This window comes from Bifidobacterium cuniculi, from assembly GCF_000741575.1.
Taxonomy (GTDB): domain Bacteria; phylum Actinomycetota; class Actinomycetes; order Actinomycetales; family Bifidobacteriaceae; genus Bifidobacterium; species Bifidobacterium cuniculi.
The window spans coordinates 1-23,499 of record NZ_JGYV01000028.1; the positions used below are offsets into that span (position 1 = coordinate 1).

The 23,499-nt window shown below is 66.3% G+C and carries 15 protein-coding genes; 7 read left to right on the forward strand and 8 right to left on the reverse strand.

Annotated elements, in window-relative coordinates; translation table 11 throughout:
* Window positions 1-105: 105 nt before the first annotated feature.
* On the reverse strand, window positions 106-1,011 hold the full coding sequence (locus BCUN_RS10060) for a cation transporter (protein WP_033518691.1): 906 nt from the start codon (window positions 1,009-1,011) through the stop codon (window positions 106-108).
* Between the two features lie 176 nt (window positions 1,012-1,187).
* Between BCUN_RS10060 and ffh the strand changes: the two genes are divergently transcribed.
* A complete protein-coding gene (ffh, locus tag BCUN_RS10065) occupies window positions 1,188-2,804 on the forward strand; it encodes a signal recognition particle protein (RefSeq protein WP_033518689.1) in 1,617 nt (538 codons plus the stop codon).
* Between the two features lie 631 nt (window positions 2,805-3,435).
* Window positions 3,436-4,566 carry an endonuclease/exonuclease/phosphatase family protein gene (locus BCUN_RS10070; protein ID WP_033516889.1) on the forward strand — a complete coding sequence of 377 codons (1,131 nt, stop codon included), beginning with the start codon at window positions 3,436-3,438 and terminating at the stop codon, window positions 4,564-4,566.
* 382 nt (window positions 4,567-4,948) lie between these two features.
* Here BCUN_RS10070 and BCUN_RS10075 read toward each other — a convergent pair whose 3' ends face one another.
* On the reverse strand, window positions 4,949-8,236 hold the full coding sequence (locus BCUN_RS10075; RefSeq protein ID WP_033516887.1) for a glycoside hydrolase family 2 TIM barrel-domain containing protein: 3,288 nt from the start codon (window positions 8,234-8,236) through the stop codon (window positions 4,949-4,951).
* 215 nt (window positions 8,237-8,451) lie between these two features.
* On the opposite strand from BCUN_RS10075, the gene rpsP reads away from it, so the two are divergent.
* The 4 genes from rpsP to trmD all read left to right on the forward strand — a co-directional run bounded on the left by rpsP (window position 8,452) and on the right by trmD (window position 10,673).
* Window positions 8,452-8,931: a 30S ribosomal protein S16 gene (gene rpsP / locus BCUN_RS10080; protein WP_033516885.1), complete on the forward strand. Its 480-nt coding sequence runs from the start codon at window positions 8,452-8,454 to the stop codon at window positions 8,929-8,931.
* A 30-nt stretch (window positions 8,932-8,961) separates the two neighbouring features.
* Window positions 8,962-9,195 carry an RNA-binding protein gene (locus BCUN_RS10085; protein ID WP_033516883.1) on the forward strand — a complete coding sequence of 78 codons (234 nt, stop codon included), beginning with the start codon at window positions 8,962-8,964 and terminating at the stop codon, window positions 9,193-9,195.
* Window positions 9,192-9,770, forward strand: a complete 579-nt coding sequence (rimM, locus tag BCUN_RS10090; RefSeq protein WP_033516881.1) for a ribosome maturation factor RimM — start codon at window positions 9,192-9,194, stop codon at window positions 9,768-9,770. Before BCUN_RS10085 ends, rimM begins: the two co-directional genes overlap by 4 nt.
* A 120-nt stretch (window positions 9,771-9,890) precedes the next feature.
* The gene (trmD, locus tag BCUN_RS10095; protein WP_033516879.1) at window positions 9,891-10,673 is read left to right on the forward strand and encodes a tRNA (guanosine(37)-N1)-methyltransferase TrmD; all 783 of its coding nucleotides are present in this window, start codon (window positions 9,891-9,893) and stop codon (window positions 10,671-10,673) included.
* A 17-nt stretch (window positions 10,674-10,690) separates the two neighbouring features.
* Here the strand turns inward: trmD and rsmD are convergent, their stop codons facing one another.
* From rsmD to rpmB, 5 genes are all read right to left on the reverse strand, one after another.
* Window positions 10,691-11,278 (reverse strand): 16S rRNA (guanine(966)-N(2))-methyltransferase RsmD, encoded by a 588-nt coding sequence (rsmD, locus tag BCUN_RS10100; RefSeq protein WP_033516877.1) that lies wholly within the window; start codon window positions 11,276-11,278, stop codon window positions 10,691-10,693.
* A gap of 21 nt (window positions 11,279-11,299) precedes the next feature.
* Window positions 11,300-14,128 carry a Spy0128 family protein gene (locus tag BCUN_RS11650; RefSeq protein WP_051921037.1) on the reverse strand — a complete coding sequence of 943 codons (2,829 nt, stop codon included), beginning with the start codon at window positions 14,126-14,128 and terminating at the stop codon, window positions 11,300-11,302.
* Window positions 14,068-16,620, reverse strand: a complete 2,553-nt coding sequence (locus tag BCUN_RS11655) for a vWA domain-containing protein (RefSeq protein ID WP_160257642.1) — start codon at window positions 16,618-16,620, stop codon at window positions 14,068-14,070. Before BCUN_RS11655 ends, BCUN_RS11650 begins: the two co-directional genes overlap by 61 nt.
* A 315-nt stretch (window positions 16,621-16,935) precedes the next feature.
* A complete protein-coding gene (locus BCUN_RS10110) occupies window positions 16,936-19,305 on the reverse strand; it encodes an ATP-dependent DNA helicase RecG (protein ID WP_033516875.1) in 2,370 nt (789 codons plus the stop codon).
* 109 nt (window positions 19,306-19,414) lie between these two features.
* Window positions 19,415-19,612 (reverse strand): 50S ribosomal protein L28, encoded by a 198-nt coding sequence (gene rpmB / locus BCUN_RS10115; protein WP_033516873.1) that lies wholly within the window; start codon window positions 19,610-19,612, stop codon window positions 19,415-19,417.
* A gap of 254 nt (window positions 19,613-19,866) precedes the next feature.
* Here rpmB and BCUN_RS10120 point away from each other — a divergent pair, with 254 nt between their 5' ends.
* On the forward strand, window positions 19,867-20,910 hold the full coding sequence (locus BCUN_RS10120; protein WP_033516871.1) for a PfkB family carbohydrate kinase: 1,044 nt from the start codon (window positions 19,867-19,869) through the stop codon (window positions 20,908-20,910).
* A 77-nt stretch (window positions 20,911-20,987) separates the two neighbouring features.
* Here BCUN_RS10120 and BCUN_RS10125 read toward each other — a convergent pair whose 3' ends face one another.
* Window positions 20,988-23,471, reverse strand: coding sequence for a hypothetical protein (locus BCUN_RS10125; protein WP_051921039.1), 2,484 nt, complete (start codon window positions 23,469-23,471; stop codon window positions 20,988-20,990).
* Window positions 23,472-23,499 lie beyond the last annotated feature (28 nt).

Genomic DNA, 23,499 nt, shown 5'->3' on the forward strand with positions numbered 1-23,499 from the left:
GGGCACCGGGTTGAAGAACCGTGAGTTCTTCAACCCGGTGCCCGCTTTAATTCGCGTTTCACCCCCGTCCGAGTGCCCGCTTTAATTCGGGAAAGACCCCAACGACTACTCGAACACCCAGTCCACGTTCACGATGTGCAGCTTGGGGGCCAGCGCCTCCTGGATGGCGTTCCTGGCATTGACCAGGTCGTCGACCTTCACGCTGTCGCCGGTGCCGTTGACGATGATGTCGACGTCGAAGTTCATGCCGGTCTTGAAGACGTGGATCTGCTGCACTTCCACGCTGGAGGGGATCAGCTTGCGCACGTGGCCCTCCACGAAGGCGTCGATCTCCTCGTCGTCGTGCACGCCGCCCACGAGCTCCACGAAGGCGTCGCGCAGCACGTCGAAGGGCTCCTTGATCGTCAGGGCCACGATGATCGTGGTGATGAAGAAGTCACCCGTGTAGTGCAGGAAGTCGAGCGAGGTGCCCATCGGCAGGAAGTACAGGAGCACGGCCACGATGCCGATGCCCAGCGAGATCATGCCATCGATCCACGTGCCGTTCGCCTCGGCGCGCAACATGGTGCTCGCGTTGCCGATCGCCTTGTTGCGCGCGCGGTAGTAGCCCACGAGGATCAGGCACACCGCCACCGCGGCGATCTGGTAGATGACCACGGGCCCGAACTCCATGGGTTCGCCGATGTGGAAAACGAAGTAGTCGATGGCCACCTGCAGCACGTCGAGGAAGGAGAACAGGAGCAGACCGATGGTGAACACGGCCTTGCAGATCGCGTAGATCGGCTCCAGGGCGAACATGCCGTTGGGGTAACGGTCCGAGGTGACGACGGTCTTCTTCGACAGGTACGCGGCAACGGCGCCGGAGATCACGGAGATGACGGTGAAGGCGGCGTCGAGGAACATCGCCTTGAGGCCGGTCACGAAGAACACGACAAAGCCGGCGATGGCCATGATGATGTTGACGACGATGCCGACGACGAGCGCCTGTCGTTCTATTTTCTTCTGGTTCATGGCTTCCAGCTTAGCCGTGGCGTGCAGGGCGCGCCGCGTTTGTCAGCCCATAGCGGGGCATGGGGCGTGCCGTGCGGGCCGATTTCCCCCGGAGCGCATCCCGGACCTCTCGCCCGCCCGTCCACGCTATGCCGGGGCGCCGGTTTTCCCCCTCGCCTACTAGACTTGACCGCATTATGGCAGCTTTCAGTTCTTTGACAGACAGGCTCTCGAATGCGTTCAAGCATCTGAAGAGCAAAGGCAAACTTTCCGAGGCGGACATCGACGGCACCATCCGTGAAATCCGCCGCGCACTGCTCGACGCGGACGTCTCGCTCGAGGTCGTGCGTTCCTTCACCGCGCGCGTGCGCGAGCGCGCGCTCGGCGCCGAGGTCTCCGAGGCGCTCAACCCCGCGCAGCAGGTCGTCAAGATCGTCAACGACGAGTTGACGGGCATCCTCGGCCAGGGCGTCGACCGTCCGCTCAACTTCGCGAAGAACCCGCCGACGATCATCATGCTCGCCGGCCTGCAGGGCGCCGGCAAGACGACGCTGGCGGGCAAGCTCGGCTACTGGCTCAAGGACGCGGGCCACACGCCGCTGCTCGTGGCGGCCGACCTGCAGCGGCCGAACGCGGTCACGCAGCTCGAGGTCGTCGGCGAGCGCGCCGGCGTACCGGTGTACGCGCCTCAGAAGGGCGTGCAGTCGGCGGGCGGCCAGGAGGTCGTCTCCCCGGGCCAGTCGGTGGGCGACCCGGTGAAGGTGGCGCGTGACTCGATCGACTATGCCCGCCAGAAGCTCTACGACACGGTGATCATCGATACCGCGGGCCGCCTGGGCGTCGACGAGGAGCTCATGAAGCAAGCGCGCGACATCCGCGACGCCGTGCAGCCCAACGAGATCCTCTTCGTGATCGACGCGATGATCGGCCAGGATGCGGTACGCACGGCGCAGGCCTTCGACGAGGGCGTGGACTTCACGGGCGTGGTGCTCTCCAAGCTCGACGGTGACGCGCGCGGCGGTGCGGCGCTGTCCGTGGCGTCCGTGACCGGCAAGCCGATCCTCTTCGCCTCCAACGGCGAGGGGCTGAAGGACTTCGAGGTCTTCCACCCGGACCGCATGGCGTCGCGCATCCTGGACATGGGCGACATCCTGACGCTGATCGAGCAGGCGCAGCGCGAGTTCGACGAGGAGCAGACCCGCAAGGCCGCCGAGCGCATGGCGGAGGGCAGTTTCGGCCTGGACGACTTCCTCGAGCAGCTGCAGCAGGTGCGCAAGCTGGGGTCGATGAAGTCGCTGCTGGGCATGATCCCGGGCATGGCGCAGCACCGCCAGGCGCTGGAGCAGTTCGACGAGCGCGAGGTGGACCGTACGCAGGCAATCATCCAGTCGATGACGCCGGAGGAGCGGCGCAACCCGAAGATCATCGACGGTTCGCGCCGTGCGCGCATCGCCTATGGTGCCGGCGTGACGGTGTCCGCGGTCAACGGTTTGCTGCAGCGTTTCGACCAGGCGGCGAAGATGATGAAGCGCATGACGAACAAGGCCGGCATCGGCGGCATGATGGGCGGTCCCGGCGGCTCGAAGAAGAAGGGCAAGAAGGGCGGCAAGAAGAAGGGTTCGAAGTCCGGCAACCCGATGAAGCGCGAGGCCGAGGAGAAGGCATTGCGCCAGCGTCTGGGCGGCAACGGCAGCGGTTCCGCCTTCGCGAAGAAGACGCAGAACCCCGCCCTGCCCGCCGGCCTGGAAGACATGCTCGGCAGCCAGGAGCTCCCCCCGAACCTCGGCCAGGGCCTCGGCGGCCTGCTGGGCTGACCTTTCGCGGCGATCCGTTCCACCCTGTGGTTTCCCGTGGTCCTGTGCACTTAAAGCGGGCACCCGGACGGCGGTGATTTCCCGGTTAAAGCGGGCACCCGCTTGGGGCGTTTCCGCACTTAAAGCGGGTGCCCGCTTTAACCGGGAAATCACCGCCGTCCGGGTGCCCGCTTTAAGGTTTTCGGGCTACCCCGGGCTCATCCCCAGATACGACATATTCCGACGATTGACGCTAGGTGCATAGCACTACCAGCGCAATCAACGCGAATTTTCCTCGCTCTTCCCAAAATGTCCAAATAGGCACAGTCTTCGAATCCTGCCGCAACTGCATGCTTCGCAAAGCCACCCATAGGAGCACGCATGATGTCGGCTGCCATACGACATAAGCGCCAAGCAACGTCCATGCAGACGCGCCTGGCATCGAACGCAGTATCAGCCACGCCGGCGCAACCATCACGCAACACAGCACCGGCATGGCAGTCAAATGGCGTTCAACCATCCATCGAGGAACACGACTCCCAGCCAAGCAATCATCAGCAGCCTCCTCATCTTGCCGCAGCAGTCACCACAATGCCGTGCCGGTGGTACATTCGCAACAGTACTTCACCGTCCACTTGCCGAAAGGACCACATTGCTCATTGCACTTTGGGGCATCCTCATCGTCCTCATGGCGTGGCTGGCGCTCACCGAGCTGCCGGCCGGCTGGGACGGCCACTATCCCTGGCCGTTCCTCATCGCGCTCACGCCGTTCCTGTGGATCGGCTTCGCCGTGGTCGGCGTCGTCGGGCTGTGCGTGCACGAGTGGGCCTTCGCGGGCTGCGCGGCGGTGGCGTTGGTCGCGTCGCTGCTGCGCAAGACGTCGTATTACCTCACCGACCTCAAGGCGCCGAACACGGCGGCGGCACTGGCCAGGCACCTGCAGGAGCGCAAACAGGACGCCGCACAGCCTCCCGCACGTGACCTGTCGCGCCTCGACGACGCCCACGACGGCCGCTTCCGCGTGATGACGCTCAACTGTCGCTTCGGCAACGCCGACGCCGCCGAGATCGTCACGATGGTGCGCGAGCAGGACATCGCCGTGCTCGCCCTGCAGGAGTGCTCTCCCGAGCTCATCGAGCGGCTCGACGCAAATGGCCTCAAGGAACTGCTGCCCTACCGGCAGCTAGGCGACCCGCAACCGAACGACAACGGCGGCTTCAACGGTGTATGGCTGCGCGTGGAGCCGAATCAGAGCACGCCGACGGGCTGTCCGATCCCCGCGGCCGATGTGCCGACGGTGACGCTGCCGCTGAGTTCGACGCGCGACATCGTCTTCGCCTCCGCGCACCCGAAGTCGCCGCAGCGCAGTTGCCGCGAATGGTCACGGGGCATCATCGGGCTGCGCGCGCTGGCTACGGCGGACGCCGACGACGAGCATGAGCGCATCGCCGTGGTCATGGGAGACCTCAACTCGAGCATCCCCCACCCGAGCTTCCGCAAGCTGCTCGCCGGCGGCTTCCACGATGCCGCGCTCGACGAGGCCGCCGGGCAGCACACGACCTTCCCGTCATGGCTGCCGTGGCCGCGCATCGTGCTCGACCACGTGCTGTTCACCGACCACCTGCGCGCCTCGCAGGTGCGGTCCGTGAAGGTGACCGGCAGCGACCACCTGGCCCTGCTGGCCACGCTGACGATCGAGCGGCGCAGCGAGCCCGCCAACCCGGCCGCCCGCGAATCGTGGCCGGAATCCCTGCCGCCGATCCGGCGCAAGGAACGGGCATAGGGCGTGCAGGTATTCGTGCGGCCGTGACCGTGGAACGTGTGTGCCACGTTGGGGCGGACACTCGGATGCCCCATCTCACTTAAAGCGGGCAGTGGGATATGACAGTGCAATTGGTTTCAGAGAGTCGTTTCGGGTGGTTCGACCGATGGCCGTGATCCGAAGCCAAACTCACCATCACCGGCCGGCGGCCGCCCTGATTCAGGAACCATCCGAGTCGGGTATCCGTTGTTCGGGAAAGGCCCGCAATCGGGTGCCCGCCTTAAGTGAGGAAACACCCTCGTCCCACTGCCCGCTTTAAGTGAGATGGGGCACTCAATCGGGTGCCCGCTTTAATGCAGTAAATACTCGGGTCGGAGGACCGCAAACTCACAGAACCTCACGACTACTGCGGGCGCAGGGTGACGGCGAAACGGAAGGCGGGCTGGTCCAGGCGGTACTGGGGCAGGAGCTCCGGACCGCAGCTGTTGGAACCGATGCCGCTTTGCCGCCAGTCGACGCACACCACGGTGGCGCCGCCGCGCTCCAGCTGCCAGTCGTGGGCGGCAGCGGTCATCGCCTCGGCGGTCACGTCGAGGGCCTGGAAGTCGAAGGCATCCCCGTCGCCGCGCAGGACCTGCAGCATCACGCCGTCGCCGGCGACGCTCGCCCAGTCGCAATCGTGGTGGTTGCCGTTCTCCTGGGGGCGGATCTCGTCCTCGAAGAACGTGGCCGGCGTGCCTTCGAAGATGCCGTGCCAGCAGGAGCGGTGCTTGTCGACGTAGCTTTCGTTCGGCCCGTAGCCGCAATACACCACGTTGCGCATCCGATCCGGGCACACCATGCGGATGCCGAAGCGCGGCAGGAAGGGGAATTCCGTGTCGCGTTCCACGTCCATGGCCAGTTCGAGCGAGCCGTCGGCGTGGACGGTCCACGTGGTGTCGGCGCGGGCGATCGGCTGCACGGACGGGGCGACCACCGACAGCAGGCATCGGATGCGCACCGCGGTGACCGACGGCTCCGCACTGGCGTCGGCGCCGGTACGCGAAACAGTGCTCGACGCCACGGCGCGCACGTCCAGGTCGCGTGCGCTGGCCGTCGCATGGTCGTACTGCGCGCGTTGCCATTCGACGCGGATGTTGCGGTCGTTGTCCGTGGGCGCGCGCCAGATGTCGATGGTCATCGGTTCGCGCAGCAGCGCATGGTTGCGGTAGTTGAGCTCACGGAACAGGCCGGTGCGCCTGTCGAGCACGTAACGCCAGTCTGTGCCTTCCACCACGATGGCGTCGCTGGTCTCGGACACCTGCACGCTGGCGCCGCGTTCGTCGCCGGCGACCATCTCCTCGTGCTGCTGCGCCACCCACTGGTTGGCGCCTTCGCGCACGACGACCTCGTCGAAGCCCAGTTCGAACAGCGGGTCCATGCCCCACATCGCCTCGCGCGTGAGCATGCGCAGGACCACATTCACGCGGCCCTCGCCCGCCGTCGCCAGCGCCTCGGACAGGCCAGACAGCGGCACCTCGCCCTCCCCGTGCGGCTCGATGGTGAGCGCCCGCATCGTCTCCCCGTCGTCGCACAGCCGGTACGCCAGGAGCCGGCCGTCCTCGTAGAGTTCCCACATGGGCACCGCGAGCTCGTCCAGGGTGAGGAAGTCGCAGTGGTTGCGCAGTGTCACCCGGCCGTCGGCGTAGCCGGTGACGCGCGCGGGGCGGAAGACGTTCTTGAACTCGTCGAGGCCGGAGTGCGGAGTACGTCCCGGGCTGACCATGCCGTCGACGCAGAAGTTGCCGTCGTTGAGCCAGTCGCCGAAGTCGCCGCCGTACAGGTACTTGCGCCGGCCGCCATGGGCGGTGCGGCCGGCGTCGACGGCGTGGTCGGCCCACTCCCACACGTAGCCGCCGACGAGCCCGGGGTGGCGTTCGATGGCCTGGAAGTAGTCCTCGAGGTCGCCGGGGCCGTTGCCCATGGCGTGGCAGAACTCGCACATGACGTACGGCTTGACCTGCCCGTCGTCACGCCGCCCGTTTTCGCCGGCGGCGCCGTCGGCGGCGGGGATGTCGCCGCCGTGGGCGAAGTAGTCGTCGATTTCCCTGATCGACGGGTACATGCGCGAGTGCACGTCGAGGTTGCCGTAGTCATGGCGGTCGTGGGCGTCGACGTAGCGTGCGCTCTCGTAGTGGGTGAGCCGCTTGCCGTCCGTTTGCTTGACCCAGTCGAGGGCGCGTTCGAAGCCGATGCCGTAGGCGCTTTCGTTGCCCATGGACCAGAAGAGCACGCAGCCGTGGTTCTTGTCGCGTTCCACGCACCGGCGGACGCGGTCGAGGATGGCGTCGGCGAACATCTCGCTGTCGGCGATCTTCTCGTTCCACAGCGCCTGGTTGCGTTCCCAGTCGTCGGCGCGGCGACGGTAGACGTCGCAGGCGCCGTGTGCCTCGATGTCCGCCTCGTCGATCACCAGGAAGCCGAGCTGTTCGAACAGGTCGTAGAGATGCGGGGCGTTCGGGTAGTGGCTGGTGCGCACGCCGTTGACGTTGTGCTGTTTCATGAGCAGCAGGTCCTCGCGGAACTGTTCGACGCCGATGGCGTAGCCGGTGCGCGGGTCGGCGTCGTGGCGGTTCATGCCGTGGATGGTGATGGGCCGGCGGTTGAGTTCGATGACCTGGTGGATGCCGTCGGGTGCGGTGACGCGCAGGTCGCTGACGGTGAGCAGGCTGGTGACGGCTTCGTCGGGCGTTTCGATGACCAGCCGGTAGCAGTACGGGCGTTCGGGATTCCACGGCTGCACGTGGTCGATGGTCAGGTGTGCACTGACGGCGGCTGACTCGCCGTCGGCGGAAGCGGCGCGGGGGTCGAGCCGGGTGTGGGCGACCGTTTCGCCGTCGGCGTCGAGGATAGTCACGTCGATGGCGTCGGGCAGTCCATGGTCGCCGGCGGCGAAGTCGACGTCGATGCGCGCGCCGGGGTCGGCCGGGTCGGTGAAATCGACGGCGTCGTGTACGGCGTAGTCGCGGAAGGTGCGCTCGGGGCGCAGGAGCAGGTAGACGTCGCGGAAGATGCCGCTCATGCGCAGCTTGTCCTGGTCCTCCAGGTAGCTGCCGTCGCACCATTTGAGCACGAGCACGGCGAGCGTGTTCTCGCCGTCCTCCACCAGGTCGGTGATGTCGAATTCGCTGGTCGAGTGGCTCACCTGCGAGTAGCCGGCGAGCTCGCCGTTGACCCACACGTAGAAGCAGCTGTCCACGCCCTCGAAGTCGAGCAGGACGCGCGGGGCGGCCGGGTCGGCTTCGTAGTCGAAGGTGCGGCGGTAGACGGCGCAGGGGTTGTCGTGGGGCACGAAGGGCGGGTCGAAGGGGAAGGGGTAGCGGATGTTCGTGTACTGGTGGTGGTCGTAGCCGTGCATCTGCCACGTGCTGGGCACCGGCAGGGTGGCGTAGGCGTCGTCGGGGTTGAAGGCCACGTCCATGAAGGCGGGCTCGAAGACGGACTGCGCGGCGGCGACCTCGGCGTCGAGGTCATGGATGGACGGGTAGTAGCGGAACTGCCAGTCGCCGCTCAGCAGTCGGAAGCGGTCGGAGCCCTCGCGGCGCTCGAGCGTGGTGTCCATGGGGCGCGAGGCAGGGATGAAGTAGGCGCGGTCGGGTTCACACCCGACGTGCAGGGTGGTGGGATCCTCGAAGTATGGCGGGATGAACATGGGTGTGCCCCCTGGGTACGGTCTACGACGGCGTGGACGGGTTCCAAGGTACTCGGGGTACGGGAGATTATCCACACCGCGCCGTATACTGTTGGGGTTATTTGACGATGCGGGGCCCTCTACTACCGCATGGCCAAGGAACACGTGGGCCAGCGGTCCTGTGCCCCACACTGGAACGCATGGCGCACACCCCTACAGTTACAAGGAGAGCCATTTTGGCAACCAAGATTCGTCTCAAGCGCATGGGCAAGAAGTTCTACGCGGTGTACCGCGTGGTCATCATGGATTCGCGCACCAAGCGCGATGGCCGTGCCATCGAGGAAATCGGTCTGTACAACCCGAACACCCAGCCGTCGACCATCGAGATCGACTCCGAGCGCGCTCAGTACTGGCTCGGCGTCGGCGCCCAGCCGACCGACCAGGTGCTCAACCTGCTCAAGATCACCGGCGACTGGCAGAAGTTCAAGGGCCTCAAGGGCGCTGAAGGCCACCTGAAGACCGCCGAGGCGAAGCCGGATGCGGCCGCCCTCGTCGAGGAAGCCGACACCAAGGCCCAGAAGCTGAAGGCCGCCAAGGCCGAAGCCGAGCTCAAGGCCAACGAGAACGCCACCGACTCCGACGCCGCTGCCGAGCAGAAGGCCGACGAGAAGGTCGAGTTCGCCGACGCCGAAGAGTCCGGCCCGGAATCCGTCTGATCCCCAAGATCCACCAAGGAGTGAGGCATCATGCTTGCTCAAGCCGTCGAACACCTGATCAAGAACATCGTCGATTTCCCCGATGACGTTTCCGTCAAGTCCCACGAGAACGCGCGCGGCGAACTCATTCGCGTGCGCGTGAACCCGGAGGACATCGGCCGCGTGATCGGACGCAACGGCCGTACCGCCAACGCGATCCGTACCGTGGTGCAGGCCATGGCAGACCACAAGGTCCGCGTGGACATCATGGACGTGCGCAAGTGAGCGGTGGATCTTCCAACACGGACCCTCAGGAGCTCCCGGTCGACGAGGCCGAGCTGCTGAGGGTCTGTCGTATCGGCCGCGCACAGGGACTGAAAGGCGAAGTCTCCGTGCGCCTCTTCACGGACGAGCCCGAGGAGCGTTTCGAGCCCGGTGCCGTCCTGTTCTCGCGCGACGGCTCGACCGAGTACGTGGTACAGCGTGCGCGCGCCTTCAAGGACCGCTGGTACCTCAAACTCGAGGGCGTGGACGACCGTACCGCCGCCGAGGCGCTCAACGGGACCGAGCTGTACGGCGAGGCCTGGGAACTCGACGACGACGAGTTCTACCCGAAGGACATCGTCGGCCTCGAGGCGCGCCTGCGCACCGCCGACGGCCCCGTGATCGGCACGGTCGTGGACATGACCGACAACGCCCAGTGGCTGCTCAAGATTCGCCTGGCCCATCCCGTGGGCGACGAGCGCACCGCACTCGTGCCCTTCGTGGAGGCGCTGGTGCCGCAAGTGGACCTGGACGGGGGTGTCCTGGTCATCGACCCGCCCGGCGGCCTCATTCCCGGCGTGGACCGCACGCTCTAGGACACTCCACGCCGGAGGGCACCGCCGGCGCAAGGTGGTCCCCTCCGGCGTGCACGTCCCGCCGTCTCACATTCCGTCGTCGGCATCCCCAGGTGCGCGCTCCCTTCCCCAAGGATTCCCATGAATATCGATATCATCTCCGTCTTCCCCGAATACTTCGACGTGCTCAACCTGAGCCTGCTCGGCAAGGCGCAGGAACGCGGCCTCGTGCAGGTGCGCGCGCACAACCTGCGCGACTGGACGCATGACGTGCACCAGTCGGTCGATGACACCCCCGTGGGCGGCGGCGCCGGCATGGTGATGAAGCCCGAGGTGTGGGCGGAGTGCCTCGACGAGATCCTGGACACCGATGGCGCGCCCGTCCTCATCTTCCCCAACCCCAGCGCACCCACCTTCACGCAGCAGGATGCGACCGAGCTCGCGCATGCCGAGCATCTGGCATTCGGCTGCGGCCGGTACGAGGGCTACGACGCGCGCATCCCCGTCTACTACCGCGCGCAGGGCATCGACGTGCGCGAATACTCGATCGGCGACTACGTGCTCAATGGCGGCGAAGTGGCCGTCTCCGTGATGCTCGAGGCGATTACGCGGCTGATTCCCGGCTTCATGGGCAATGCCGACTCGATCGTGGAGGAGTCGTACACCGGCACCAATGCGCTGCTCGAACACCGCCAGTACACCAAGCCCGCACACTGGCGCGGCCTGGACGTACCCGAAGTGCTGACCAGCGGCGACCACGGCAAGGTCGACCGTTTCCGCCGCGACGAGGCGCTGGCGAAAACCAGCGAACTGCGCCCTGACATGATCGAACGGCTCGACTGCACGCTCCTGGATAAGCAGGACCGCAAGACCCTCATGGCACTGGGCTGGGAGGTGTCCGGCGCGCATCCGCGGCGCGGCTGAGCCGGGTACGGGCCGCGTCAGTCGGCGCTTTCCTGCCTGTAGAAGGTGTACACGGTCGTCTCCCCGTAGTCGCGACGGTCGGCCTCGACCCATCCGGCCGGTGCGGCGGGCGCCTTCGACCGTTTCGAGCGTTCGAGGACGATCGCGCCACCCTCCCCTACCAATCCGCGGGAGGTCATGTCGGTCATCAAGGCCTCGCAATCGGCGGTCGGGAACGAATACGGCGGGTCGATGAGCACCAGGTCAAAGGGGTGCTCCACCTTCGCCTTTGCGGCATAGCGTTCCGCCTTCGCACGCACGACATGCGCGCGCATGTCCTTGTGCCAGTTCGCATGCCGTTGGAGCGACGTAAGCGTATGCGCGATGAGGCCCGCGGCCGGCGCACTCGCCTCGACGACGACGAGTTCGCGCGCGCCGCGGCTCAACGCTTCGATACCGAGAGCCCCGGTACCCCCGAACAGGTCGAGCACCCGCGCGTTCTCCAGACGGCCTCGCGCCTCGAGTCTGGAGAACAGCGCCTCCTTCGTACGGTCAGTCGTGGGACGGGTCACGGAAAGCGGCGTCGTGAGCGGCACGCCCTTGAATCTGCCGGTAATGACATGCATGCCTGCGAGCCTACCGCGCCGTCAGCCCAATCGTGTCCGCCCCGGCCCCGAAGGCAACCGGTTCATGCCCGCGGCGCACAGGGCTGCACCGACGAGACACACCATGGCGAGCGCGAACATGATCATGCCTTGTTCGAGCCTGCCGCCGGTCGAGGGCAGTTCGACGCCCACGGTGTTGACGAAGGCGCCGTCCGTCACCTGTACGTCGGCGGCAAGCCTGCCCTCGCCGTCGTCGCTCACCGTGATGACGAGCGTCGCCGCATGCGTGTCGTAGTAGATGCCACCATGGGACGATGATTCGTCGATTTCGGTGATTTCGTAGGTGTAGGTGCCGGCATGGTCGAAGGTGAAGGTGCCGAAATCAATCGGCGCAATCATGCCGTCCTGCGGTTTGCCGACGCGCACCGTACATGTGCGCGCTTCGGTGTCGCATGCGGAATCGTCGGGGTCCCTGAGCGGCAGCGGCGCCGGGATCGTCTCGCCGTTCTCATTCGTCGAGATGTCCGTGAGCTTGAAGCCGAAGTCGAGTCCGTCGTCCCATGCGTCCGCACGCAGCTCCTTGTGCAGCTGCCCTGGCGTGTCCACCTGGACCGGTGCCGGCGTGTACCTGTTGACGAAGGTGCTCCCCTCGATGCCGCTGATGGTTTGCCCAACGCTGTACTGACCACGGCCGTTGTCGACGACACTGAAGGTAAGGCGTGCCGGCTTGGCATGGCTGAGGCCGTCCACGGTCTTGCCGGCGTTATGCTCCGTGACCGTATACACGTAGACGCCCGCTTGGCTGAAGACGAAGTCGCCGAACCCGAAATCGACCGCGTTGCCCTTGCCCACGGCCACCTCACGCGTCTGCGGCATCGCCGCTTCAAGTGTCTCGGCGCTCACCGACGAGGCCGCCTCCTCGGCTGCGAGCGTGAAGGTGAAGGTCTCGTCTTCCTTCCAGTCGCGTCCCGTCAATGTCTTGGTGAAGGTGACGGATTGCGGCGTCGGCTCGATCTCGTAGCGGTTCGTGAACGCTGCAACCGTCGCGTCTGCGCCATCGACGGTGGTGCGCACTGCGAGTGTACCCTTGCCGGTGTCGCTGACGGCGAGGCATACCGTATGCATGCTCGTATCATAGGTCACGCCGTCGTATACGAGCGTGTTGTTCGGCCCGGGCGTCGCGGCTTTCGGGATGGTTTCCGAAATCCGGTAGCAGTAGGTCCTGTCCGCATCCTGCTGCGTGAAGGTCAGGTCGGCGAGCAGGGTGCCGTTGACCGGCCAGACCAGCGCCTGGCCGTCTGCGGAAGCGTATGGGTTCTCCGTGGTCGCCGTGCCGTCCGGCAATGGCGCGTCGTCAATCGGCGTGATGGCGAAGGCGAATTCACCGGCACGCAGGGAACGGCCTGTCAGCGTCTTGCTGATGCGCAAGGTTCCCACGTCGCCGTACTGCAACGATGTGACGGCGTAGCTGTTCTCGAAGGCCGCCGTCGCCTCGTCTGATGTCACCGTGGCCACGAGCTTGCCGCCAGTGTCTGCGACGACAACGGTCACGATGTGCCGATGGGTGTCGTAGGTCCACCCTTCCACCGTCGGTTGCAGCGACCCGGGCGCGCCTGCCGCGGTCTGCGGAACCCGTTCGGCAATCGTGAACCGGTAGGTACCCGGCTTGGTGAACGTCACGTTCCCGAAGTCGACGTGCCCTGCCGCACCCTGTTCGATTGCCGGCGTCGCCGCCGTCACCGGATCCGACCACGGCGTGCCGCCGATGTGCACGGCATCGGCGTCGCCTTCGAGTGTCGCCTCGAAGGTGAACTTCCCGGCTTGCGCACTGGCGCCGGAAACCGTCTTCGTCACCTTGAGCGGGGCAATCGTGGCCGGCGCCGCCTCATACCGGTTCTCAAACTGCACCTGGTCGCCGCCGTCGGGATATTCGACCGTCGTGACGAGGTTCCCGTCGGCATCCAACTTGAGCGTGACGACGACCGTGTACGTCGTGAGGTCATAGGTCATGCCGTCCAGTGTCGGGTTGTCGGCAGTGACGCCGTCGGGCACGACTTCGCTCACGTGGTACGTGAAGCGTTGCTCCTTCTGGTGGTTGAGCATTGTGTCGTCGAATGCGAGGTTCCTGTTCCATGTTCCGTCAAGGCCGATGTTGACGATTGCCTCGCCGTCGGCACCCAGTGCCGGACCCGGCACCGGATTGTCCTTGTCGGCACTCACACGCACCTGGAACTTGCCGACCCGGTCGATTGGATTCGTGCCGGTGACGTCCACATACCGCTTGGTTCCGGTGATGTCGGCGAACGCCTCGTTCTTGCCGATGAAGCTGTTGACGAATACTGCGCCTCCGTCCACCGATGGCTCCCCTTCGATATGGTCGCCATTGTGGTCGAAGGTGTTCGTCAGGACGGTGTCGGCAATCCTCAGCGCACCCTGGCCGTCGTCCTCGACGACGACCGTCAGGACATACCGGGCACCGGAATAGCGGATGCCTGGCCGTACCGCGCCTGCGGATTCCTCGATGACATACCGATAGGTGCCCGGCACCGTGAAGGTGATGTCGCCGAAGGAGAACGGTACTGCTTTGTCCTCGTCATACTGCCCCCGCAGGGTGACTGCCGTCTGTGCAGGCAGCGCCGGGGCAGGGTTGGCGACACCCGCGCTGATGGTGAAGGTGAATTCGTCGTCGTCGAGCCAATCACGGCCCTCGAGCGTCTTCGTGCCGCTGACCGAGGGATCGCCGAGCGTGACCGGAGCGTAGGTGTACCGGTTCACGTATTCGAGCGTCGCCTTGCTGCCGGATTCCACGGTCACCGACCGTGTCGGCCCATCGTCCACGCTCCAGCCCGGACCACCCGCATCGGTCTGCACGCAGACGACCTTGATGCCTGGGGAATGTTGAGGATGTCCATCGCTTCGTTGTCCCTGAGCGTGAACGTCGATCCGTTCCTCATCTCGCTCGTCTCACCGCCGTACTCTGCATGTACGGTCCCGGTGAACGGCGTGCCGTCCGCATTCGTCAATGTCAGGGTGAAGGGGAAGGTCTTGTCGGGATCGACGGATGAACCCTGCGGCTGCACGACCTGTTCGGTTATGCGCAGCGAACCGGGAATGGCCATCAGCTGCACGCCGTTGTTGCCCAGACGCACGTTGACGTTCGTGTCGCGCCATTGTGGTGAGGAGGAGTACTTCGCGGTATCGGTCGGATTCTCGGCCTTGTCTCTCGTGTACTGGTTCGCGAGCACGGTGCGTGGCGTACCGGCGGGCGCATAGTACTGGCCGGTTGCCGGATTCCTCGCAGCGACGCGCACGGCGGATGTGCCGGGCATCGTGATCCACTGCTCGTGCCTCGCGTTGTCCGCATAGTAGATGCGCGGATAGTAGTAGGTGCCGGCCTCGTTGACTTCGGTGGCCGGGTCGTCCAGACTCGTGGAGTTGTACAGCGGCGTGTCCTGCGTGAAGTAGTAGAAGTCGTTGGTCTGCGCCGGCGTGAACACGGCGGTCGTGCTGCCGTAGTCACCATTGGCCGTCCTGCTGTATGCGTTCGTCAGGAAGCGCACGTTGCCGTCGTCGTCGATGTTGTCCGGGTTGGCAAGATAGGCGCGCATCGCCTCATCCGGATTCGCCACCTTGTCCACCGTGCCGTCCTTGAGCCCGACCTCGTAGAACAGGCGTATCGGGTTCGTATGGTTGATGCTCGTCTCCACGTTGCCGTCCTTGTCCACCTTCGCCGTGTACAGGCGCAGCGGCAGCAGATCGGCAGGCACATTGACGGTGATGGTGTCGCCGGCGGACTCTTCGCCGTGCGTAACGACGATGCGCATCGTGCTCAGGTCGGCGTCCCTGTAGATCTCGTTTGCCTCGACGGAGCCTTCGAAGGTGTAGACGGTCTGCGAACCGTCCGCGGAGACCTGCGCCGACGACTGCGTAAACTGCTTGCCTGCGAGCACGATGCTGTTCATGCGTGTGACGTGCATGTAGTCGCCGAGCCGGTCGGTGAAGGTCACGACGCCTTTGCCTTCCGTCGTGCCGCTTGTCGATTCCGATTGGATTGGCGGGGTCGGGTTGCTCGCCACCTCATCCCAGATCGTCTCGAACACGGCATTGAGCACATCGGCGTCCGAGGCCGCCAGGTAGTATTCCGCATTCGCGGCGCGAGCGCCAAGGCTCGTGTATGCAGTGGCATCCGGATAGTTGCTCGAAACGCCTTGCATGAACGCGTTCGACTTGAGTGTGCCGTTGCTGGAGTCCGTCACGTGCGAGACGTCGGCGGACGGATCGGCACCGTCGAATATGCCGACCGAATACACCTGGGCGCCCTCGAACTTCATCTCCTTCGCCTGCAAAATGGCGTCGTTTGCCACACTCTTGTCAAAGCCCGTATTGCCGGGCTCTCCGTCCGTGAAGAAGATGACGACCTTCGACGCATCGGTACGGGCTTGCCCAAGCACCTGCATGGCTTCGGCCATTCCCTTGCCGGCCTGGGTGCCACCGTCTGCCGTCAAGCCGTCCACGATGGTCTTCAGGCCATCGAGCGAATCGGTGAGGTCGCTGCGCCGGCGAGCATCGGAGGCATAGGTGACCAGACCGATGCGGTTCTTCCTGTTCGGGTCGGACACCTGGCCGTTTGCCGCGATCGTCTGGTCGATGAAGCCGTTCACCGCCTGCTTCAGCGCGTGCATGCGGCTGTCCTTATAGCGGACATAGAACTGGGTATGTGCGGGGTCGTCATCGGACGCATTCGTCCTGGGCGTGACGGACACCCACTGTCGTCGTTGGGTGTATCCCCACGTGTTCCTGTCGTCGTTCCAGGTCACTTCGCGGTAGACCAACCCGTTCGGGATATAGTAGCTCTTCGTGGTATCAAGCGCTTGCTCATACACCGGCTCGTACTCGTAGGCCCATGATGCGAGCTTCTGCCCATCCATGCCATAGTCCATTGAACCTGAGGTGTCGAGGACGAGCACGACGTCCAAAGGTTTCGTATTGTTCGCTACGCCGATGAGCCGCTGGGCGCTCGACATCGCGGACAGGCCGACGAGGAACGAGCCGTCCTGGGGGCTCACCGTCACTTCGTTGCCGTCATAGGTGCTCAGCGTCACCGGACCGGTCGACACCGACTTATCGGTCCACACGCGTCCGGTGGAACGCTGGTCGGTCGGGTCGCCGATGCCCTGTTCCCATTGCGTGAAGGTCGTTGGGTCGGCCACCCGGTTCCCTTCCGGTTCGGCCGCGTGCGTCGGCACCACGGCCATCGCCACGACCATCGCCACGCCGAGCAACGTGCAGATTGCCCGTTTCGTCAATCCCTCCATCGAGTAGAGAAGCCGTGTTCCCCACTCAAGCAGCTGCTGTCTGCTCATTACCATACCTTCATCTTTCGCAAGCCCCGCAGATTGAAGCAAAAACACTGCAGGAATTGGCAAAGCCTGCGGTCCCATGCGAATCCATGCACGGTGCTACCGAGGATTTGAAGATTATGTCAGCCCAGTATACATGCCCTTAGCGAAATAATATATAGACAGATTCACTAACTTTGTTTGACACAGCGCTACGCTTACGACATTAGGCGCATATTGCACAGTGCCTTGGATACGCCATATGCCACGGCACGCGCCATCGCATGCAAGGCCACGCCGTTCGGCTCAGGCGCCGCACACGGTGCACGGGTGTCGTGCTCAGTTGCTCGTCAGGAACTTCTCGTTGCCCCGGGTGAAGTCCAGCACGGCGCCGGCCAGCTGCACCTCGCCGTCCAGCTCGGGGTTGGCGGCCAGCAGCTCCTCGGCTTGCCCCCGGGCACGTTCGATCAGCTTGGCGTCCTTGACCACGCGCAGCAGCTTGAGGCTGGACTTGCCGCCGGACTGGGCGTCGCCGAGCACGTCGCCGGCGCCGCGCAGTTCGAGGTCCTTCTGGGCGATGAACGCGCCGTCCAGCGAGCTCGAGATCACCCCGAGGCGTTCAGCGGCGATGCTCTCCCCCTCGGCCCGGGAGACGAGGAAGGCCCAGCTGTCGGTGCCGCCGCGGCCCACGCGTCCGCGCAGCTGGTGCAGCTGGCTCAGGCCGTAGCGGTCGGCGTCGAAGATCACGATGCAGCTGGCCTGCGGCACGTCCACGCCCACCTCGATGACGGTCGTCGCCACCATGAGCGGCGTCTTGCCGGACGCGAAGTCCGCCATCACCGACTGTTTCGTGGCGTCGTCGTCGCGGCCGGTCAGCGTGCACAGCTCGATGCCGTCGAACTGTGGCAGGGCACCCAGCCGTTCCGCGATCTCCTCCACGGAGTGCAGCGGCGGCCGCGGTTCGCCGTCCTCCTCGTCGAGCAGCACGTCGACCATGGCATCCTCGACGTCACCGGCGTCCTCCTCCTCGTCCTGGTCGATGCGCGCACACACCACGTAGGCGCGCTCCCCCGCGTCGATGCGCCTGCGCACATGCCAGAACATGTCCGCCACAAGCGCACCGTTCGCCTCGTCGATCACGAAGGTGCGGATCGGCTTGCGGCCGCCGGGCAGTTCGGTCAGCCAGGAGATGTCGAGGTCGCCGAACCAGGTCATGGCGGCGGTGCGCGGGATCGGCGTCGCCGTCATCACCAGCAGGTGCGGGTCGCACTCGGATTTCGCGCGCAGCATGTCGCGCTGTTCGACGCCGAAGCGGTGCTGCTCGTCGATGACGGCGAGCGCAAGCCGCGGCGTCTGAAAGCTCTTGGAGAACGCGGCGTGCGTGGCGACGACGATGCACGGCTCGCCGCTGGCGGCGGTCGCGAGAGCCTTGCGCCGCGCCGCGAGCCGCATGCCGCCGGTCAGGAGGATGACGGGCACGTCGTCGCCGACGGCTTTGCTGATGGAGCGGTAGTGCTGTTCGGCGAGCACCTGGGTGGGGGCGACGAGCACGGCCTGGTAGCCGGAGCCGACCGCCTGCAGCATGGCGGACACGGCGACGACGGTCTTGCCGGAGCCGACCTCGCCTTGCAGGAGGCGCTGCATGGGGTGGTCGCCGGCCATGTCATGGCCGATGGTGTCGATGACGTCCCGCTGGCCTGCGGTGAGCGTGAAGGGCAGGTCGGCGATGTAGCGGTCGCGGGCGGCGGTGTCATCGCAGGCGAAGGCGCGGCCGGCGGTGGCGCTGGCGCGTGCCATGAGCAGTGCGCACTGGCAGACGAAGGCCTCCTCGAAGCGCATGGTGGCGATGGCGGCGTGGAAGTCGTCGACGCTGTCGGGGTCGTGGATGGCGCACAGGGCCTGCGCGCGGTGCATGAGCCGGTTGGCGGCGAGCACGGCGCCGGGCAGCACGTCGGGGATGTGCGCGTCGAGCTGGCTGCGCGCGTCGGGGTCGGTGGCGTAGAGGGAGCCGCGCTGGGCCGGCTGGGGCGCGTCCGTGGGGGCGGCGGGGTCGCGGCCGGCGAGCATGGTGACGAGCTGGAGGATGGTCTCGTGGATGTGCTCGCTGGAGATGCGCGAGTTGGCATGGTAGACGGGCCGCGGTCGGGTGACGCGGGCGAGGCCCTGTTCGACGGTGTCGACGTCGTATTTGAGCTGCGGGCCGGGGTCGCGCGGCGGCGCGGAGCGGTCGTCGAAGGCGAGCTGCGGTGCGGGGCCGGCGGGCTGCGGCGGGGCGACGGTGAGCAGTTCGGGGTGGGTGAACTGCAGGCGGTCGTTGAAGACGCTGGGTTCGCCGGCGATGACGAGGGTGAGGCCCGGCTGGAGGCGGCCGGCCATCCAGTCGACGTAGGACTTGCGGTGGGAGAAGAAGACGAGGGAGGCCAGGGAGCGGTGGGCGTCGGCGACGAGCACTTCGAGCCGGTAGCCGCCACGGGCGTTCATGGGCGAGACGCGCACGTTGCGCACGGTGACGGGGCATGCCATCTTCCGGCCGAAGACGACGTTGCCCAAGGGGCGTACGGGGACGGGGTCGGTGACGCGGAAGGGATAGTAGGTCAGGGCGTCCATGACCGTGAGCACGCCCAACGCCTTGAGCGCACCCAGCCGGCGCTTGTTCGTCAGGACCGCCGCCAGGGGCGTGTCCACGGTGAGTTCAGTCATGCGTCCCATTGTGCCACGGGTGGTTGGATGTGGGGTGGGGGTTGGGCCGGGGCGGCCCCAACGCAAAGGACCCCGGGAGCCACGGCTCCCGGGGTCCTCCATGTCTGTCTGTTGCATATCAGGCAACGCGCACACGCTGGACCTTGCCGGCCTTCAGGCACTTGGCGCACACGCGGATGCGGACGTTCTGGCCGTCCACGGTGGTGCGCACCGGCTGCAGGTTGGGCAGGAAGCGGCGCTTGTTACGGATATGCGAGTGCGAAACGGTGTAACCGGTCTGCGGTCCCTTGCCGCACACTGCACAACGAGCTGCCATGATTGGACTCCCTATAATACTTTTATTGACTTGCAAGTCTGCGCATTCGGCACTCTCGGCGCCCTCCGGGGACACTGATGGCCGTACACACAACTTCCCAATGATACAACCACCTCACGGACAAGACGAAAGCTGCCCATTTTCGCGGGCATGATTGGCCCTTCCAGGCGGTTTTCCTCTACAATTTGACAACAGTGGTTCTGTCTTTACCATTCCCGGCATCGACCAGCCGGGCCAGACGAAGGGGGCATTGAATGCTCAGCGACATCCTCCAGAAGATCCGCGCGCCGCGCGACCATGAACCGACGGTGATTTCCCTGGGGCAGACATGGGTCGACCTCATGATGACGGTCCCCGCCGTCCCCGCAGCCGGCGAGTTCGTGAACGCCACCGCGGTCAGCGGCACCGTGGGCGGCGCCTTCCAGGTGCTGCAGGCAGCCGGCCGCATGGGTGCGCGCACGCAGCTGGGCAGCGTCCTGGGCCGCGGTCCGTGGGCCGACTATATCCGCAAGGAACTGCGCGCAAACCGCATCGCGCACATCGGCCTCACCATGCAGGCCGGTGACAATGGCTTCCGCGTGATCCAAGGCGACGGCGAGCGCAAGGCCTTCACGGCATGGCATGGCGCGGAGGCCGCTGCCGGTCCGGACGCCTTTGACGAGATCCGTCCCCAGGCCGACGACGTGGTGCACATCGGCAGCAACGCGCTCATGAACGAGTCCTCCATGGCGGTGGCGGCCTTCCTGGAACGCCCCGAATGCCAGGCGGACGTACGCGGCTTCCGCATCGTGATCAACCCCACGAGCACCCTGCGGCTGGTCAACGACCGCCTGCTCGAGACGCTCGTGGTCGCTCGTCCCCTGTGGTCGATGAACCGTCAGGAGGCCCGCACCCTGGCGGACCGTCTGGGAGTGGAAGTGGACTCCTCCCATGAGCAGCGGATGGACGGTGGCTTCGATGAGTCGATGTTCGCGCTGTGCGAGGCGTTGAGTGACGCCCTGCGCTCCCCCATCGTGCTGCGCGCCGGCTCGCGTGGCGCCTGGGTCAAGTACCGCGGTTCCGCCGTGCAGCACATCGAGGGCTTCCCCGCCAAGGCCACGCACCAGCGTTCCGCCGGACTGGCCCATACCGGCGCGCTGTGCGCACTGGTTGCCGAAGGCTGGAGCCTGGACTGTGCCGTGCAGATCGCGAACGCGGCCGCCAGCCTGGCCATCACCCACAACCGCCACGGCGTCCCCTTCTGCCCCACCTACGACGAGGCCTATACCCTGGTGGAGGAGACGCTCAAGGTCCAGTAGGGCCCACCCGTACCCCGTGAGAGATTTCCGGTAGGAGACCTATCACAAAGGGCGCCTTGGCCCCATATGGACCCGCCCTACTGCGGTAGCTGGCCCTCGCCCGCGCCGAACAGCATGCACCGGCGCAGGGCCTGGATCACGTCCTCGCGGCGGTACGCCCACAGCGTCCACACGCCATGCTCGGCGGCCAAGGGGAAGCCGGCGTCGACCAGGCGGATCGTGGCCTTCGCCACCGTGTCCAGCACCGCACGGCTGGGCGCCACGGGGATGCCGGCGGCGCGCAGCATCTGCTCGGCGCGCTCGCGGTCGGGCACCTCCTTGGCATCCATCTGCCCGAGCAGCTCCTCCACCTCGTGGCGCGCGCTCGGGGTGAAGCTCGTCTCCGGCATCGACAGGGTCATCGCATAGCAGGCCAGCGCCGCCTCGTGGCTCTTCATCTGCCACAGCGCATACGCCAGACGGTAGTAAGCGAAGTTCACGTCCATCGGCATGACGGCCAGTTCCAGGGCGCGCATGAGCACGTCCACGGACTTGGCGTAGTCGTCGCCCACTTCCACCGCGTCCATCGACTGCTCCACGAAGGGCTGCACCGTGGTGGGTGCGATGTCCTCGCAGGCGCGGCCCTGCGCGAGGGCACCCCCGAGGTCGCCGTTGGCGCGGCGCATCCGCTCCAGGCCCATATGCGCGTTGTAGATGCCGTCGGGCACCTTCCAGTACCGGGTGCCTTCGTCGCCTTCCGTCAGGGACACCATCATGCGCATCACCGGGTACTCGCAGTACAGCGGCTTGAGCGCGGGGTCACGGGGCGGCAGTTCGTTCTCCAGTTGCATGAGCGCGGACTCGAGCTCGAACTCGCCTCCCACACCGCTGGCCGCCTGCTCCTGGTCGCGGTAGATGTCGAACACCTCGGAGCCGCTGATGGACGCCGTGTCGTGCATGATGTCGAGTTCGCCGGCCGTCTCGGCGCGCAGCAGCGACCTGAGGTCGTCGGGCAGCGGCCGCGTGTCGCTCCACAGCGGCACGCGCTGCGCCTGCAGCGCGTCCGCAATCGGCAGCGGCTCAACGGGCGCCAGGCTGCCGTCGGGCGCGAACTGCACGCGTTGGCGCGCCGGCTGCAGCACGCCCAGCACGGCGGCCGGGTCGGTGTCGTCGGTCGGCTGGTCGAGGCGCCCCGACGTCATGGCGCGCAGCGTATCCATGGTGAAGGGCATGCGGTCGAAGCCGAGGGAGAGCACCGGCGTACCCTCCAGGGAGCCGTCGCAAGCGGTGACGTCGACATTGGTGACGGCCACGCCCGCCACGAAAGCGGCGTGTGCCAACAGCGCCGCCAGCCGCAGCGTGTAGGAGGCGACCAAGGCGCCGCGTCGGTCGCGCAGTTCCCGCCAGCCGTCCGCCGTGTACGTGGAGGAGGGGAACATGGCGACGCGCGGCGCGGCGAAGCGGATCGCCATCTGGCCGCTGGCCGGGTCGACCTGGCAGCGGTACTCGAGACGGTGCGGCAGCACGAGGCGCTCGCAGATGGCGACGAAGGCGGTGGTGACGTCCCAGATGCCGCCGCGGGCCGCCGTGGTGCCGCGCATGGTAGCCCACGGGTTGTCCCGGCCGGCCTGCTCGGCGACGAACCTGGCGTGCGCCGCCCACTGGTGGAGGGTGGCGCTGCCGGCGGCGTCCAGCTGGCCTTCCGACAGCGTGGCCATCATGCCCAGGCCGCCGTCCTGGCTGCAGGCCTCGCGTTCGGTGGCCACCAGGCGGTTGAGCGCGGACTCCACGGCGAGCGCCGTGGTGCGCTCCCCATCGTCGAGTTCGTCCTGGATGCTCAGCCAGAACAGGTGGGTGCTGTCGAGACGGATGGCGCCCAGCTGGTGCTGCGCCGCGATGGGCCGCAACCCGGCGGCGCCGGCCTCGACGAGCTGGCGGGCGGCGTAGCGTTCGAAGGGCGTGGCGTCCTGCGCGTTGGTCATGCCGCGGTAGATGAGTTCGTCGACGGCGTCGGGCAGCGGCTTGCTGACGATCGCGTCGAAGGCGACGTCGCGGATGAGGCCTGCGGACGGCGCTGGCTGCCGGTCCGGGCCGGCGGCGGGTGCATCCGGCGCGGCGGTGCGGAAGTGGCAGTTGGCGAGCCAGCAGGCGGCCAGCAACACCTCGGTGGGGTGGGTTCCCTCGAGGTAGGTACCCAGCGGCACGACGCTGCCGGCCAGGTGGGCGCGCCGGAAGTCGCCGTCGTAGGTGGCCAGGGTGGCCATGCGGCCGGAGGGCGGCACCAGGTGCACGTCGCCGCCGCGACCGTCGTGGTGCTCGTCGAACTGCACCTGGGGGTACCCCTCGGGTTCCTGCGCGAGGGGACGGTCGGTCGGGTAGGCGCACATGTCGTCGGACAGCCATGCGAGGATCTCGACCTTGCGTCGGCCGACCACGTGCACCACGTAGCCGCGGCCGCCGGCGGGCTGTTCGATGTCCTTGGCGATGTTGTACACCTCCATGGGCGACTGGTTGGGGATGGGCGTCAGGGGTATGCTGTGCGAAATCAGGGGCAGGCGGTAGAAACCCCGTGCTGCTGCCATGTCTTCCTCTTTTCGATTCGGTTCAAGT

What these genes read in the sequence shown, in the direction of transcription:
- BCUN_RS10060 (WP_033518691.1), bottom strand. Translation starts at nt 1,011, where the DNA reads ATGAACCAGAAGAAAATAGAACGACAGGCGCTCGTCGTCGGCATCGTC.
- ffh (WP_033518689.1), top strand. Translation starts at nt 1,188, where the DNA reads ATGGCAGCTTTCAGTTCTTTGACAGACAGGCTCTCGAATGCGTTCAAG.
- BCUN_RS10075 (WP_033516887.1), bottom strand. Translation starts at nt 8,236, where the DNA reads ATGTTCATCCCGCCATACTTCGAGGATCCCACCACCCTGCACGTCGGG.
- BCUN_RS10085 (WP_033516883.1), top strand. Translation starts at nt 8,962, where the DNA reads ATGCTTGCTCAAGCCGTCGAACACCTGATCAAGAACATCGTCGATTTC.
- trmD (WP_033516879.1), top strand. Translation starts at nt 9,891, where the DNA reads ATGAATATCGATATCATCTCCGTCTTCCCCGAATACTTCGACGTGCTC.
- rsmD (WP_033516877.1), bottom strand. Translation starts at nt 11,278, where the DNA reads ATGCATGTCATTACCGGCAGATTCAAGGGCGTGCCGCTCACGACGCCG.
- BCUN_RS11655 (WP_160257642.1), bottom strand. Translation starts at nt 16,620, where the DNA reads ATGAGCAGACAGCAGCTGCTTGAGTGGGGAACACGGCTTCTCTACTCG.
- BCUN_RS10110 (WP_033516875.1), bottom strand. Translation starts at nt 19,305, where the DNA reads ATGGGACGCATGACTGAACTCACCGTGGACACGCCCCTGGCGGCGGTC.
- rpmB (WP_033516873.1), bottom strand. Translation starts at nt 19,612, where the DNA reads ATGGCAGCTCGTTGTGCAGTGTGCGGCAAGGGACCGCAGACCGGTTAC.
- BCUN_RS10120 (WP_033516871.1), top strand. Translation starts at nt 19,867, where the DNA reads ATGCTCAGCGACATCCTCCAGAAGATCCGCGCGCCGCGCGACCATGAA.
- BCUN_RS10125 (WP_051921039.1), bottom strand. Translation starts at nt 23,471, where the DNA reads ATGGCAGCAGCACGGGGTTTCTACCGCCTGCCCCTGATTTCGCACAGC.